Origin of the sequence: Streptomyces spiralis (assembly GCF_014654675.1) — a bacterium.
Lineage (GTDB): Bacteria > Actinomycetota > Actinomycetes > Streptomycetales > Streptomycetaceae > Streptomyces > Streptomyces spiralis.
Map to the genome: position 1 here is coordinate 114,524 of NZ_BNBC01000018.1, position 13,240 is coordinate 127,763.

Here is a 13,240-nt window from a genome sequence, read left to right on the forward strand (position 1 = left end):
ATCGTGTAGTAGCCCCAGCCCGCCGGCAGGGTGCCCACCGTCGAGGCGTAGCGGGCGATCCACAGGGGGTTGTTGGCGGCGAAGCCGCCGTAGTTGCCGGTGCACTGGGTCCACCAGCTGGTGGCCGTGTAGATGACGGCGTCGCGGCCGGTGCGGGCCTTGTAGGTGTTGAGGAAGTCGGCGATCCAGCTGACCATCGCGCTGGCGGACTTGCCGTAGCAGGCGGCGCCGTAGGGGTTCCACTCGATGTCGAGGGCACCCGGCAGGGTCTTGCCGTCACGGGACCAGCCGCCGCCGTGGTCCACGAAGTAGTTGGCCTGGGTGGCGCCGCTGGTGGTGTCCGGGGTCGCGAAGTGGTACGCGCCGCGGATCATGCCGACGTTGTAGGCGCCGTTGTACTGCTGCGCGAAGTAGGCGTTCGTGTAGTACGTCCCTTCCGTCGCCTTCGTGTAGGCCCACCGCACGCCGCTGTTCCACAGGGTGGACCAGGCGACGTTGCCCTGGTAGCTGGAGACGTCGACGCCTTCGGTCTGGGTGGCGTCGGCGCTGGTGGGCGTGCCGCTGCGGCCGTCGTGCGCCAGGACGCCCATACCCATGTACGCGGAGCCGCGGGCTGGGGTGGTGTCGGCCGAGGAGGGAACGGTGAAGAAGACCGAGAACGCTGCGAGCAGGACTCCCGCGACGGTGAGCCGCCGCGCGCGGGCCGTTCCGGATCTGTGCACGGGCATGACGTGCCTCCGAAGGTCGGTGGTGCTCGGTGGGGGGAAACGGGGGCATGCCCACCGTTGCACAAGGGAAGAGCGGGTCACGGTAGACCCGCCGGGGGCGTTGGTGTCGTGGGCATGCCATTCATTGCCTGGCATCGAAGCTACGCACGTAGATGCGCCCTGGGAAGAGGGACCGGGGGCTGCCGTTGGTCTACGCCTGCGAAATACTGACTCAGCTGCGGCGATGGCGGCGACGGGCAGAAACTTTCAGGACCGGGAAAACTTTGAGGCAGGGGCTGACGTGCACGAAGACGCAAGAGGCGACGGGCGGGACCCCGCACCGGGCGATGCCTCGCCCACTGGTGTGGACCGCGAGTTCCTGGCCCTGGAGCGGGAACTGACGGTGTTGCTGCGGCGCGCCCGGGCCAGCCAGGGCGAGATGGCCCGCGAGGTCCACCCGGACCTGGAGTCCTCCGCGTACGGACTGCTGATCCGTCTGGAGGAGTGCGGCAGCCAGCGCGCCACGGAGCTCGCCGCCTACATCGGTGTCGGCAAGGCCACCATGTCCCGCCAGCTGCGCGCCCTGGAGGAGCTCGGCCTGGTCGCCCGTGAGCCCGATCCCGCGGACGGGCGGGCCTGGCTGGTGGCCCTCACCCAGGAGGGCCGGAGCCGCGTCGGCCGGGTGCGCGAGGCCCGCCGGGCGCGCTACGGCCGGCGGCTCGCCCACTGGGACCGCGGCGAGGTGGCGGAACTGGCTCGGCTGCTGCACGAGTTGAACGGCGTCATGGCCAAGCACGACAAGTAGCCGGGCGGGCCTCGGCGCGCGCCGCGCCGGCGGCCTCTCCGCCCCGCCGCGCCTTCGCTCCTCACCGCTCCACGAACACCACCGTCGCGTCGTCGTGCGTCTTGCTCCGCCCGAGCCACGCCCGCTCCTGACGGTCCGCCGCCTCCAGGACCCGTACGCGGTCCACCAGCGCTTGCGCGCCCTCCTTGCGCACCAGGCGGAGGCACTGCGCCCAGTCGCCCTCGTGGAACTTCTCCACCCACCGCGAGGCGCCGTCCGTCAGCGCCGCCAGGGCGCGGACCTCGTCGGCCGGCACGGCACCCGTCACGGCCCGGTCCGCCACCGAGGGGTCCGCCGCCGCGGTGAAGAAGCCGCCCTCCTTGTTGCGCAGCGTGGTGTCGACGAGCGCGTCGGTGGCGAGCGCGGCCCGGGGCAGGCGGGCCAGCCGGTCGTCAAGGACGGGCACGACCGAGCCGTCCTCGGACTCCAGCAGGAGCACCGAGTCGGACAGCACCAGGTACTCCACGGTCCCGGCCGACCAGCGGACGAGCACCACGGTTGCCTGGGGCGTGCGCGGGTGAGAAAGGTCACAAGTGATCGCGTGCGCCTCGGCGGTTCGCGCGATGGCCCGCGAGAGAATCTCCGTCAGCGTCAGATCTCGGCAGGAAACGGTCAGTTCGGTCAGAGCGCCGCCGAGTCGCGCGGTGAACCAGGGCACCGAATGCAGACAGCCCGTCTCCGTCCTCGGCGGTGTCACACCGTCCAGGACGACAAGGCAGCCTCCCTGCCCGGAAGCGGGTACTCCGACGGTGGCGAAGTCCTCGTTCGGGCGGCCCGGACCGCCCGGCTCCGAAACAACCTCCATACGCATCCGGCCAGTCTGCACGAGGCCTTCACATGGTTCGCCAAAGATGGCCAATCACCTTGGAATTGATGCAGCAGCGCAGGTCAGGCGCCTGGTTTGGGAGGGAATGGAGGGCTCCGGGAAGGCGTGGCGGCGAATACTGCCAAAGCCTGCCGCCGACGTCCAACCGGCCCGCCGCACGCGTCCCGCTTACGCGCCACGGGAACTTGCCCGCCAACTCCCCTCCGATGTTCACTCCTTCGGGTGGCCGGTCGGACGATGCGGGCCCACTGCCCACCGGCACTGGGAGGGTCGGAGACCGACGCAGGTCCCCTGCTCGGGCGCAGCCGAGAGCCGGGGGAGGGTGTACGCACCAGTCGCACCAGGTGACGGCGCGCCACCCGGGCCCATGAGTACACGAGTACAGGAATGCGAGCACCGGTGCAGAAGAAGCGGCCTCGGCGCACAGGCAAGCAGACGGCCACCGGGAGGAGCCCGGAGAAGACGCCCGGCACCACCTCCGCCACCAGCCGGCCCGCCGCCCCGGTGGGCAAGGGCCGCCCGACCCACGTACGCAACCGCCTCATCGCCGCCGTCGCCGTGGTGGCCGCGGCCGTGGCCGGGGCGGGCGCCCCCTCCGTGATCGCCGCGTCCGGGCAGCTGAGCGACTCCCAGGACCTGGTCACGCTCGCCGGGCAGACCCAGGACGCCCTCGCCCTGGCCCAGGCGCTCGCCGACGAACGCGACGAGGTCACCTCCTACGTCGCGGCCGGCCGCCCGAAGACCAAGGCGCCCTCGGAGCAGCGCAGCACCCGCGTGGACCGCCAGGTCGAGGAGCTGCGCACCGCCACCGACACACCCGCCTGGCTGCGCCAGGACCTGGACGGCATCGCCGCCGTGCGGCGCTCGGCGCTCACCGGCCAGAGCAGCGCCCTCCAGGCCCACCAGGCGTACTCCGCCACCATCGCCGAGCTGCACAAGCTCGCCGAACAGCTGGCCGAGCAGATGCCCCCGCGCGCGGGCTCCGGGGCGTACGCCCTCGCCGAGCTCGACACCGCCGTGCAGCAGTCCGCCGCCGCCCGCGGGCTGCTTCTCGCCGCCCTGAACGTGCCCAGCTCCACGCGGACCGTGATCAGCCCGGTCACCGGCCTGCCCACGACCACCACCACCTCCTCCGAGGCCGACACCAAGCAGCGCGACGCGCTCACCGCCGCCGCCCAGCAGGCCCGGGTCCGCTCCGACGCGGCCCTCGCCGAGTTCCGCGACACCGCCCCCGAGGCGGCCCGCAGCTCCTACGACTCCACCGTCACCGGCCCCGAGGTGAACTCCGCCGCGAGCTATCTGGCCAAGCTCACCGACCAGCCGACGCTGTCCGACTCCGAGCTGGGCACCAGCACCAAGAAGGCGGACGCTGCCCTCACCGCCCGCGTCGACCTGATGCGCGGCGTGGAGGCGTCCCTCTACGACCACCGCACCAAGGACCTGGCGAAGCTCCGCGACGACGACGTCACCGCGCTGGAGATCCGCATCGCCCTCCTGGGCGCCCTCCTGCTCGTCGCCATCGGCATCGCCACGGCCCTCGCCCGCACCCTCACCCGCCCGCTGGCCGTGCTCCGCCTGGGCTCGGCCCGGCTGGCCGGCGCCGAGGACGCGAGTGCCGAGGAGCCGATCAGGTTCACCGGGCGCAACGACGAGTTCGCCCAGGTCGTCCACCACGTCAACGCCCTGCACGCGCAGGCCGCCGCCCTCGCCGAACGGGTCGCCACCCTCGAGGCCGACCGCAAGCACCTGATCGGCGGGCGCCAGAAGATGGCCGACGCCCGCGAGGAGCTGCGTGCCGAACTCGCCGTCGCGAACGCCCAGCTCCAGCGGATGCGCACCAGCATCGGCTCCACCTTCGTCAACCTGGCGCTGCGCACCCTCGGCCTGGTCGAGCGGCAGCTCGCCGTCATCGAGGGCCTGGAGGAGCGCGAGCAGGACCCGGACCGCCTGGCCACCCTCTTCAAGCTCGACCACTTCGCCACGGTCATGCGCCGGCACAGCGAGAACCTCCTGGTCCTGGCCGGCACCGAGCACGTCCAGCAGCACGCCGGTCCGGTCCCGCTGGTCGACGTCGTACGCGCCGCGGTCAGCGAGATCGAACGCTACGAGCGCGTCCGCATCGCCGCGCTGCCGCCGCACGCACACGTGGCCGGCTTCGCCGCCGACGACCTCTCCCACCTGCTGGCCGAGCTGATGGAGAACGCCACCTCGTTCTCGCCGCCCGACCAGCCGGTGGAGGTCTCCGGCTGGCTCCTGGAGAACGGCGAGATCATGCTCTCCGTCCAGGACGAGGGCATCGGCATGGCCGACGACCGGCTGGGCCGCCTCAACGACCGCCTCGCCGAGTTCGACCCGGAGGCCCCCTACGGCCAGGAGGGCGAGGCCGGCCTCGGCCTCGGCCTGTACGTGGTGGCCCGCCTCGCCCACCGGCACGGCGTCCGGGTACGGCTGCGCGAGCAGAAGCAGGGCGGCATCGCGGCGGTCGTCGTCGTACCCCAGCAGCTCCTGGCGGCGGCTCCCGCCTCCGCCGCGCCCGCGACGGGACCGGCCCACGGCGGCACCGGAAGCTTCTCCCTGCCCGGCGCGGACGCCGAGGTCAACTCCAACGTCCTGCACGCCCGCGCCAAGGACGGCGCCACCGACCCGCTGGTGGCCCTGGCGGAGCGGACGGTACGGCAGTCGGAGGCCGCGGAGGCCGCTGCCCGGACAGCGCCGGAGGCGACGGCCGAGACGGCGCCGCAGTCCCCGGTCACCGAGACGACGCCGCAGTCCCCGGTCACCGAGACGCCACCGGAGTCCCCGGCCGAGACGACGATGACACTGCTGATCCCGTCCCCGGCGGCCGGGTGGGACGGCCGGCAGGCACACCCCGAGGCGGAGGCCGGCCCCGCGCAGGCACGGCCCGCGGCCGCCGACCGCGAGCCCGCCCCACAGGCGCCACCCGCACCCGACCACGAAGCCCGCACGGGTGGTGCGGTCGGCAGCGCCTTCGCGGCCGACGGCGAAACCGAGGCCGAACACACCCGCGCCCCCGAAGAGCCCGTCACCGCCAAGGGGCTCCCCAAGCGCACCCCCAAGCTCACCACCCCCACCCACACCCCGCGCCAGCGCACCGGATCGGTGGACGCCGAGGCGCTCCGCCGCCGCCTGGGCGGCTTCCGCCAGGGCGCGCAGGCGGGCTACCGCGACGTCGAGGCGGAGATCGCGGACCGGACGGCGCAGCACCAGCGACCGGCACCGGCCACGAGCCGTACACATGGCGAGGAAGCCACGGGGGGCACAGTCGAGGAGGCAAGCAGTTGACAGCGTCCACCACCTTCGGACTGAGCAGTGAGGCCCGCAACCTGCACTGGCTGCTGACCAACCTCGTCGAGGAGGTGCCGGGCATCGAGTCGGTCGCCGTGGTCTCCTCCGACGGCCTGCTGCTCCTCTCCTCCGACCAGGGCCATATCGAGGAGGCCCGCCAGAGCCGTACGGCGGCCCGCAGCGGCCCGCGCGGCTCCGCCGCCGACCTCGCCACCATCGTCTCCGGCATCGGCAGCCTCACCGTCGGAGCGGCCCGGCTGATGGAGTTCGGCGGCGTCAAACACACGATGGTCGCGATGGACGAGGGCAGCCTGTTCGTGATGTCGATCAGCGACGGCTCGCTGCTCGGCGTGCACGGCTCCGCCGAGTGCGACATGAGCGTGGTGGCGTACCACATGGCGCTGTTCGTGGGCCGCGCCGGACACGTCCTGACGCCCGAACTCCGCAGCGAGCTGCGGAAGTCACTGGAGTCCGAGTCGGCGGGGAGTGCCCGATGAGCAGTGCCATGAGCAGCCCGATGAGCGGTAGGCCCAAACACCAGCTCCCGGTCCGCGGCGGGGACCGAAAACCCGCCCGCGTGCGCCCCTACTCGCTCACCGGCGGCCGTACCCGCTTCGGCCATGTCCTCCTCGTGGAGACGTTCGTCGGGAGCACGGCCGCGCTGGAAGCCCCCGAGGAGCGCAAAGAGCTGACGAATGGTTCCCTCAGCAGCCGGGTCATGCCGGAGATGCGGGCCATCGTCGAACTGTGCCGCCGCATGCGGACGGTGGCCGAGATCGCCGCGCTGCTGAAGATGCCGCTCGGCGTGGTCCGTGTGCTCCTGAGTGACCTGGCGGACCAGGGAAAGATCCGTGTGTACGGCACCGGAACCGGTCACGGCACCGGCCGTCCGGACCGCGCTCTGCTGGAAAGGGTGCTGAGTGGACTCCGTCGTCTTTGAAGACACCGATGAGGACCTGAAGTCCTGGCAGACGGACCGCACCCGGGCCCCCATCGCCACCAAGATCGTGGTGGCCGGGGGATTCGGTGTCGGCAAGACCACGCTCGTCACGGCGGTCTCGGAGATAACGCCCCTGCAGACCGAGGCGCTGATGACCGAGGCCAGCGCGGAGACCGACGACCTCACCGCCACGCCCGGCAAGCTGACCACCACCGTGGCCATGGACTTCGGCCGCATAACGCTCGACGACGACCTGGTGCTGTACCTGTTCGGCACGCCGGGCCAGCAGCGGTTCTGGTTCATGTGGGACGACCTGGTGCGCGGCGCGATCGGTGCCGTCGTCATGGCCGACACGCGTCGGTTGAAGGACTGCTTTCCGGTCCTCGACTACTTCGAGAGCTGCGGGCTGCCGTACGTCGTCGCGGTCAACCACTTCGACGGCAGCGAGCTGTTCGAACCGGCGGATGTGCGGGAGGCCTTGACGATACCCGCGCACATACCTGTCATGATCATGGACGCGAGGCGGCGGATCTCGGTCATCGAGACGCTGCTGTCCCTCGTCGGCCATGCGCTGGACGAAACACCCGAGTAGGAGAACAGCACCCGCATGCGCAAGATACTCGTCGTGGGGGCCGGCCAGTCCGGTCTCCAGCTCGCCCTCGGCCTCCAGTCGCACGGGTACGAGGTCACCCTGATGTCCAACCGGACCGCGGACGAGATCCGTTCCGGCCGGGTCATGTCGACGCAGTGCATGTTCCACACGGCGCTCCAGCACGAGCGGGACCTGCAGCTGAACTTCTGGGAGTCCCAGGCCCCGAGGATCGAGGGACTCGGCGTCTCGGTCGCCGCCCCCGGCTCCTGGAGCGAGGGCCCCGCGGCACGCGCGATCGACTGGGTGGGCAGGCTCGACGGGTACGCGCAGTCGGTCGACCAGCGGGTGAAGATGGCCGGCTGGATGGAGACCTTCGCGCAGCGCGGCGGCCAGCTGGTCATCCACGGCGCGGCGGTCGGGGACCTCGACTACTTCTCCCGCGCCTACGACCTCGTCCTGGTCTCGGCGGGCAAGGGCGAGCTGGTGTCGATGTTCGAACGGGACCCGGAGCGGTCCCCGTACAGCGAGCCGCAGCGCGCGCTGGCGGTGGCGTACGTGCACGGCCTGGGCCCGCGCCCGGAGCACCCGGAGTTCGACGCGGTCCGCTGCAACCTGGTCCCCGGCGTCGGCGAGCTGTTCATCATGCCGACGTACACCCTCTCCGGCCGCGCCGACATCCTGTTCTGGGAGGGCATCCCCGGCGGCCCGCTCGACGCGTTCCAGGGCGTGAAGGACCCGAACCAGCACCTGGCCCTGACCCTGGACCTGATGCGGACGTTCACGCCGTGGGAGTACGAGCGGGCCGCGAAGGCCGAGCTGACGGACGCCGGCGGCACCCTCGCCGGCCGGTACGCCCCGACCGTGCGCAAGCCGGTCGGCCGGCTGCCCGGCGGCGGCCTGGTGCTGGGCGTGGCCGATGTCGTGGTCGCCAACGACCCGATCACCGGCCAGGGCTCCAACTCGGCCTCCAAGTGCGCGGCGGCCTACCTGGCCTCCATCCTCGAGCACGGCGACAAGCCGTTCGACGAGGAGTGGATGGGGCAGACGTTCGACCGGTACTGGAACACGGCCCAGCACGTGACCAAGTGGACGAACGCCATGCTGGCCCCGCCGCCGGAGCACATCCTCAACCTGATCGGCGCCGCCGGTCAGCTCCAGCCGGTCGCCGACCGCTTCGCCAACGCCTTCAACGACCCGGCCGACTTCGAGAACTTCTTCTACGAGCCGGCCAAGACCGAGGCCTACCTGGCCGAGGTCGCCGGGGGACCGGCCGCGTAGTAGCCCGCGTCCGAACCGCGCAGGGCGCTCTTGGGAAGCCTCGGTGGCACATAGCGCCGCAGGGGCTTCCCGTCCGGGTCGGGCCGCACCGCCCCCAGCACCGGGTTGGACGCGAGCGGCGACACCTTCACCCTGGCGCCGGGCCGGGGCGCCTGCACCACCATGCCGCCGCCCAGGTAGAGGGCGACATGCGTGGCTCCGGGGAAGTAGACGACCAGGTCGCCAGGGCGCAGGTCGTTCAACGGCACCCGCTTCAGCTGGGCCCACTGCGCCTGGCTGGTCCGCGGGATCGGCGTCCCGGCGTGCTCCCAGGCCCGTGAGGTCAGCCCCGAGCAGTCGTACGCGTCCGGGCCCTCGGCGCCCCACACGTACGGCTTGCCCAGCTGCCCCACCGCGTAGCTCACCGCCTTCTCGCCCTGCTCGCTCGGCGGTCTGCCGGCGACGAGCGCCCCGGCGGCCAGCAGTTCCCGCTGCGCCTCGCTGATCCCGCTCCTTCCGCTCTGCTCGGCCGCGGTGAGCGCCGCCAGCTGCCGGGCGCTGAGCGAGGCGAGCAGCTTCTCCACGTCCAGCAGCCGCTTGCGCACCTCGTCGCGGGCCCGCTGCTGTTTGCGGACGAGGATCAGCTGCGCGTCGTATGCCGTGCGCGCCGCACGGGCGAGCTCGGAGGCCTTCCGCTCGCTCGCGGCCAGCCGCCCCACCGTCCCGGCCTGCTTCTGGGACAGCCGTCCGAGCATCTGCCCCGCCTCCAGCGCCTGCTGCGGATCGCGCGCCAGCAGCAGCCGCAGGTAGGGGGAAAAGTCGCTGCTGCCCTGGTACTGGAGGCGGGCGAGCCGTCCCGCGTCCCCCATGCTGCCGCGCAGGGCGGACCGGGCCCGGCCGAGGTCTGCGTCCAGCCGCTCGACGACGACCCGCTGCTTCTTCAGCCGGGAGGCAAGGGCGTTGTAGGTCGTGGCGGCCTGCACGGCCTGCCGGTACAGCGTCTGGAAGTCGGTCAGCAGGGCGGCGGTGGACCGGTGTCCGGGCCGGCCGGTCTGTGTGGTCTGCCCCGGCTGCCCCGACGGTCCCGGCTGCCCTTGTCGTCCGGGCCGGCCGGACGGGCCGGGTTGTCGGAGCGGTCCGGCCGGCCCGTACGGCCAGGGTTGCGACGGCTGCGCCTGCAACAGCGGCTGTGGTCGGTGCACTGGCTGTGGCTGTGGCTGTGGCAGTGGCTGTCGCAGCGGCTGCGGTACGGCCGTGGCGGCCGTCGGAGCGAGAGCGGCCTGCGCCGCCACCGCCGCCGTGCACACCAGTCGCAGCACCCGTCCTGACACGTCATCACCTCCGGTGCGGGGGCGGCCTCTCCGCTCCCCACCCGTGAGGATTCGACCTATGAACCGAAGATGTGGGTCAGGTCTGCGCCATGCGGCCCACCGCGATCACCCGTCCGTGTCACCCGGCTTGCCCTGCGAGCCGGTTCGGGGCGCCGGCCTGGACCACGGCCACTTCAGCCGGGGCCCGGACTCCCCCTCGGGATCGAACTCGTACTTCCACCCGCGCGGCAGCCCCAGCCTCTTGCTGTGCCCCCGCGGCACCCGGCGGTAGACGAGCACGATCGGCGGCCCGCCCGCCGCGTCCGGGACCGGGATGCGATACGTCTTCGGGGGGTTCCCGGTGGGCCCCACCAGCACGGGCAGCACCCGCCCGTCCATGGGCCCGCCCTCGAACGGGGTGTCTTCGCTCTTCACGCCACCAGTGTCAGCCATCCGCAGACGCGAGCGCCCGCACCAGCGCGGCGGTCTGCGGGTCCCGGGCGGCGGTGACGTTCAGGACGGCCACGAACTGCTCGACCAGCCAGTCCCGCAGCTCCTCGGCGGGCGGCTGTTTGTCCTCGTCGAGCCAGATCAGGGAGGCGGCCTCCACGGCCGTGATCCACACCCGGACGGTCATCCGCAGCCTCGGCCCGGGGTCCGTGACGTCCAGGTGGCTGAGGATGTGCTCGGCGGCGGCCCGGCGCACACCGTCCACGATGGCGGTCGTCCGGGACGTCTCCACCACGCTGCCGCCCTGGAGCAGCGCGGTGAAGCCGGCGTCGTGCGAATCCACGAACCGCAGATAGCGGTCCAGGGCGCGGGCGAGGCGGGGCAGCAGCGGGCCCTCGTGCGGCTCGTCGAAGCAGTGCCGCAGCTCCTCGGCGGCCGAGCGCAGGGCCGCCTCGTAGAGCTGCTGCTTGCCGCCGGGGAAGTACCGGTACACCAGCGGGCGCGACACCCCCGCCGCCTCCGCCACGTCGTCCAGCGACACGTCCTCGGGTGCCCGGTGCGCGAAGAGGGACAGCGCCGCGTCGAGCAGCTGAGCACGCCGCTCCTCGACGCTGAGGCGGCGGTAGGCGGGGGTGGACGCGGCAGGGCTCATGACGGGCAGCGTAATCGCTGACCGACCTCTCCAGCCGGGCGTCCCGGCCCCGCGGCCCCGCCACCGCTCCCCGTTCATGACCTGCGCGGTCCAGGATCTGTACGGTCCGGGCCGGCCGGGCTACGCCAGCAGCCCCGACGACCGCCACAGCTGCCGTCCGACACCCCGCAGCACGCCGATGTCGTCCAGGAAGTCCGTCAGCCGCTTGGCACCCGTCTGCATGACCTCGCGCCGGTGCCCGCTCGCCTTCACCTGGGCCATGGCCTCCCGCTTGTCGAGTCCCACGTTCGTGTAGACCTCGGGGTTGATGAAGGCCACCGAGAACACCCGTGCGAACTCGCCGGAGGTCACCCGGGTGAACTCCTTCGACCACCTCGGGGCGGTCAGCATCTGTCGGCGCAGCTCCTCACGGGCGTAGCGCACGTGCCGCGCCTCCTCCACCACGTGGATGCGGGTGACCCCGCGGATCAGCGGCTGCACCCGTTCGTCCGGGAACGTCAGCCGCTGCATCCAGTCCAGGACCTCCTCGCCGAGCAGGGTGGCGGTGAAGGAGCCGGGGGTGGTGGAGATCGTCTTGAAGAGCCGGCCGAGGTTCTGGTGGACACGGCTGACCGGGTACCAGGGCGTGCCGCCGCGGGCTATCACGCGGGCGAACATCTTCGAGTGCCGGCACTCGTCCTCGATCTCGGTGAGGGCGTAGCGCACGTGCGCGCTCGTGGCGGCCTTGTCGTAGATGTGCCGCACCAGCAGCTGCATCAGGATCAGCTCGAACCAGATGCCGAGCGAGGCGAGCGCGGCGGCCTCGTGCTGGGAGAGCGCGATCCGCTGTTCCTCGCTCATCCGCTTCCACAGCGGTGTGTCGTACAGGGACACCAGCTCCGGCGGCCAGAACCACTTGCCCTCCTCGAAGGGCGCGTCCCAGTCCAACTCCTCGTCCGGGTCGAAGGAGTGCTTGGCGGAGGAGTCGAGCAGCCGCTCGGCGACCTGCTCTCGGTCCTTGAGCAGACCGAGCGCGTCGCGCAGTCCGGCGAGCGCGTCGGCTTCCGTCACGGTCGTCATGGCTGTCCCACCTCGTCGTACGGGATCGTGGCTGGAATGGCTGGTTACTCACGGGTCAGATCACCCGCCTCTTATAAGACTGCCTGTCAGCAAGCCCGTCAATCCCTCGCACACGACTTGTTGACTCGGCGTCTACGTGTGAGCCTGCGAGGTATGCCGACCTACGACCTGTACGCCAGGGACCCGGGAGACGCGCACTGGCAGGTGCCCGCGAGCGGGGAGGCCCGCTTCAGTTGGGAGTACGACGACGGCCGTGACCGGCTGCTCGCCCTGTACCAGAAGGGCAAGGACAAGCAGTGGGACGGGCAGAAACGTATCGACTGGGACCTGGAGGTCGACCCCCACGACCCGCTCGGCACGCCCGAGGAGGCGATGACCCTCTACGGCACGCCGTACTGGGCCAAGATGACCGACAAGGACAAGGGCGAACTGCGGCAGCACTTCGCGTCCTGGCAGTTCAGCCAGTTCCTGCACGGCGAGCAGGGCGCGATGATCTGCGCCGCGCGGATCGTGGAGTCCGTCCCCGACCTGGACGCCAAGTTCTACTCGGCGACCCAGACCATGGACGAGGCCCGGCACGCCGAGATCTACGGCCGCTTCCTGCACGAGAAGATCGGGATGGTCTACCCGATCAACGACAACCTCCAGTCCCTGCTCGGCGACACCCTGCGCGACAGCCGCTGGGACATGCCCTACCTGGGCATGCAGGTCCTCATCGAGGGCCTGGCCCTCGCGGCCTTCGGCATGATCAGGGACACCACGGACAAGCCGCTGCCCAAGCAGATCCTCGCCTACGTCATGCAGGACGAGGCCCGGCACGTGGCCTTCGGCCGCATGGCCCTGCGCGACTACTACAAGCAGCTCACCGACGCCGAACTGCGCGAACGCGAGGAGTTCGTCATCGAGGGCTGCTACCTGATGCGCGACCGCCTGCGCGGGGTGGAGGTCCTGGAGAACTTCGGCATCCCGAAGGCCGAGGCCGAACAGCTCAGCGAGCGCTCCGAGTTCCTCCAGCTCTTCCGCCGGCTGCTGTTCAGCCGGATCGTCCCCTGCGTGAAGGACATCGGCCTGTGGGGCAAACGCCTCCAGGAGGCCTACGTCGACATGGGCGTCTTCGAACTGGGCGACTCCAACCTGGACCTGCTCATGGCCCAGGACGAGGAGATCGCCGAACGACTCGACGCCGAGCGCTTCGCGGCTGAGGAGAAGGCACGGGTGACGGAGGTGGAACAGGCCATCGAGGAGGGCCAACGCCTCGGCGGGTGACCGGGCCGGCGCGGGAGTCGAGCCGGTGCGG

13 protein-coding genes are annotated in these 13,240 nt (G+C 71.6%); 7 read left to right on the top strand and 6 right to left on the bottom strand.

What is annotated here, in order from left to right; all coding sequences use genetic code 11:
• The coding region (locus IE318_RS20055) for a lysozyme (RefSeq protein ID WP_229903614.1) at positions 1-728 on the bottom strand (728 nt) is incomplete at its 3' end.
• A gap of 280 nt (positions 729-1,008) precedes the next feature.
• Between IE318_RS20055 and IE318_RS20060 the strand changes: the two genes are divergently transcribed.
• Positions 1,009-1,512: a MarR family winged helix-turn-helix transcriptional regulator gene (locus IE318_RS20060; protein ID WP_030170396.1), complete on the top strand. Its 504-nt coding sequence runs from the start codon at positions 1,009-1,011 to the stop codon at positions 1,510-1,512.
• Positions 1,513-1,573: 61 nt separating this feature from the next.
• Here IE318_RS20060 and IE318_RS20065 read toward each other — a convergent pair whose 3' ends face one another.
• Entirely contained in the window at positions 1,574-2,362 is a 789-nt protein-coding gene (locus IE318_RS20065; protein WP_189902251.1) for a protein phosphatase 2C domain-containing protein, read from the bottom strand.
• 414 nt (positions 2,363-2,776) lie between these two features.
• On the opposite strand from IE318_RS20065, the gene IE318_RS20070 reads away from it, so the two are divergent.
• Genes IE318_RS20070 through IE318_RS20090 form a run of 5 tightly spaced genes read left to right on the top strand, consistent with a single transcriptional unit; the run spans position 2,777 to position 8,493 of the window.
• Positions 2,777-5,680 carry a sensor histidine kinase gene (locus tag IE318_RS20070; protein ID WP_229903615.1) on the top strand — a complete coding sequence of 968 codons (2,904 nt, stop codon included), beginning with the start codon at positions 2,777-2,779 and terminating at the stop codon, positions 5,678-5,680.
• Positions 5,677-6,180, top strand: a complete 504-nt coding sequence (locus IE318_RS20075) for a roadblock/LC7 domain-containing protein (protein WP_189902255.1) — start codon at positions 5,677-5,679, stop codon at positions 6,178-6,180. The genes IE318_RS20070 and IE318_RS20075 overlap by 4 nt, the downstream gene beginning before the upstream one ends.
• A 20-nt stretch (positions 6,181-6,200) precedes the next feature.
• On the top strand, positions 6,201-6,623 hold the full coding sequence (locus tag IE318_RS20080) for a DUF742 domain-containing protein (protein ID WP_030170386.1): 423 nt from the start codon (positions 6,201-6,203) through the stop codon (positions 6,621-6,623).
• Complete coding sequence (locus tag IE318_RS20085) at positions 6,604-7,215, top strand: GTP-binding protein (RefSeq protein WP_030170383.1); 612 nt, start codon at positions 6,604-6,606, stop codon at positions 7,213-7,215. The genes IE318_RS20080 and IE318_RS20085 overlap by 20 nt, the downstream gene beginning before the upstream one ends.
• A 15-nt stretch (positions 7,216-7,230) precedes the next feature.
• Positions 7,231-8,493, top strand: a complete 1,263-nt coding sequence (locus IE318_RS20090) for a styrene monooxygenase/indole monooxygenase family protein (protein ID WP_189902257.1) — start codon at positions 7,231-7,233, stop codon at positions 8,491-8,493.
• Here the strand turns inward: IE318_RS20090 and IE318_RS20095 are convergent.
• From IE318_RS20095 to IE318_RS20110, 4 genes are all read right to left on the bottom strand, one after another.
• Entirely contained in the window at positions 8,457-9,803 is a 1,347-nt protein-coding gene (locus IE318_RS20095) for an NlpC/P60 family protein (protein WP_189902259.1), read from the bottom strand. The two genes, IE318_RS20090 and IE318_RS20095, sit on opposite strands and share 37 nt — an antisense overlap.
• Before the next feature lie 105 nt (positions 9,804-9,908).
• Complete coding sequence (locus IE318_RS20100) at positions 9,909-10,217, bottom strand: DUF8847 domain-containing protein (RefSeq protein WP_229903616.1); 309 nt, start codon at positions 10,215-10,217, stop codon at positions 9,909-9,911.
• A 10-nt stretch (positions 10,218-10,227) separates the two neighbouring features.
• A complete protein-coding gene (locus IE318_RS20105; RefSeq protein ID WP_189902263.1) occupies positions 10,228-10,884 on the bottom strand; it encodes a TetR/AcrR family transcriptional regulator in 657 nt (218 codons plus the stop codon).
• Between the two features lie 120 nt (positions 10,885-11,004).
• Positions 11,005-11,943, bottom strand: a complete 939-nt coding sequence (locus IE318_RS20110; RefSeq protein ID WP_030170368.1) for an AurF N-oxygenase family protein — start codon at positions 11,941-11,943, stop codon at positions 11,005-11,007.
• A 153-nt stretch (positions 11,944-12,096) separates the two neighbouring features.
• Here IE318_RS20110 and IE318_RS20115 point away from each other — a divergent pair, with 153 nt between their 5' ends.
• Positions 12,097-13,209 (top strand): ferritin-like domain-containing protein, encoded by a 1,113-nt coding sequence (locus IE318_RS20115; protein ID WP_030170364.1) that lies wholly within the window; start codon positions 12,097-12,099, stop codon positions 13,207-13,209.
• Positions 13,210-13,240 lie beyond the last annotated feature (31 nt).

What these genes read in the sequence shown, in the direction of transcription:
- IE318_RS20090 (WP_189902257.1), top strand. Translation starts at nt 7,231, where the DNA reads ATGCGCAAGATACTCGTCGTGGGGGCCGGCCAGTCCGGTCTCCAGCTC.
- IE318_RS20110 (WP_030170368.1), bottom strand. Translation starts at nt 11,943, where the DNA reads ATGACGACCGTGACGGAAGCCGACGCGCTCGCCGGACTGCGCGACGCG.
- IE318_RS20115 (WP_030170364.1), top strand. Translation starts at nt 12,097, where the DNA reads ATGCCGACCTACGACCTGTACGCCAGGGACCCGGGAGACGCGCACTGG.
- IE318_RS20105 (WP_189902263.1), bottom strand. Translation starts at nt 10,884, where the DNA reads ATGAGCCCTGCCGCGTCCACCCCCGCCTACCGCCGCCTCAGCGTCGAG.
- IE318_RS20080 (WP_030170386.1), top strand. Translation starts at nt 6,201, where the DNA reads ATGAGCGGTAGGCCCAAACACCAGCTCCCGGTCCGCGGCGGGGACCGA.
- IE318_RS20065 (WP_189902251.1), bottom strand. Translation starts at nt 2,362, where the DNA reads ATGCGTATGGAGGTTGTTTCGGAGCCGGGCGGTCCGGGCCGCCCGAAC.